We start from the raw sequence: 1,074 nt of genomic DNA, 5'->3' as shown, positions 1-1,074 counted from the left end.
CCGTGTTCTCAGGACATGTTTGACACCGGCCGTGATCGGCTTCGTTGTGCTCCCGTCGTTGGCGGGATGCGCGGGAGGCCGGATTGGCCCTGGTGGACATGTCGGTGGTCGAGCAGCGCTATCGCGCGGTGTTGGCCGTGCAGTCTGGTGAGACCGCGGGCGTGGTCGCCGCCGCGTTCGGGGTGTCGCGTCAGAGCGTGCAGAACTGGCTGCGCCGCTACCGCGACGACGGCCTCGCGGGGCTGGTTGATGGGTCACGGCGCCCGGACTCGTCGCCGGGGCAGACGTCGGTGGAGGTGGAGGCGTTGATCTGCGAGATGCGCCGTGAGCACCCTCGCTGGGGCGCGCGCAGGCTGGCCCACGAACTCGCCGGCCGGGGCGTGTTCCCGGTGCCGTCGCGGACGACGGTGCACCGGGTGCTGCTGCGCCACGGCCTGGTCGACCCTCGCCCCCGCCGCCGGCGGCGCTCGGACTACCGGTGTTGGCAGCGCGAGGCGCCGATGGCGCTCTGGCAGCTCGACATCGTCGGTGGCGTGCTGGTTGACGATGGCGCCGGTGGCACCGTCGAGGCGAAGGTGGTGACCGGGGTCGACGACCACTCCCGGTTCTGCGTCATCGCCGCCGTCGTCGCCCGGGCGACCGGGCGGGCGGTGTGTCTGGCCTTCGCCGACGCGCTGGCGCGGTGGGGCGTGCCGGAGGAGGTGCTCACCGACAACGGCAAGCAGTTCACCGCCCGCTTCGGCCGGGGCGGGGAGGTGCTCTTCGACCGCATCTGCCGCGACAACGCCATCACCCACCGGCTCACCCAGCCCGCGTCGCCGACCACGACGGGCAAGGTGGAGCGGTTCCACCAGAGCTTGCGCCGCGAGCTACTCGACGACCACGACACGGCGAACCCGTTCTCCTCGCTGCTGGCCGCGCAAGCCGCGGTCGAGTCATGGGTCAGCGACTACAACTGCTCCCGCCCGCACCAGGCCCTCGACATGGCCTGCCCGGCCGAGCTGTTCGGGCCGTCCCAGCATTCCGAGTCTCGGGCCGGCGAGGAGCTGTTGCCGCTGCGGCTGCCGCCCGCGC

The 1,074-nt window shown here is 72.4% G+C and carries 1 protein-coding gene; it reads left to right on the top strand.

Annotated features, from left to right (window positions below):
• Positions 1-98: 98 nt before the first annotated feature.
• Positions 99-1,074, top strand: a 976-nt coding sequence (locus AC2A1K_RS35650; RefSeq protein ID WP_483901080.1) for an IS481 family transposase, incomplete at its 3' end; no start/stop codon positions are given.

It is taken from the genome of Actinomycetospora sp. 2LY8.5 (genome assembly GCF_057180585.1).
The sequence above is the reverse complement of the archived record's forward strand: the minus strand, read 5'-3'. Positions and strand labels throughout refer to the sequence as shown.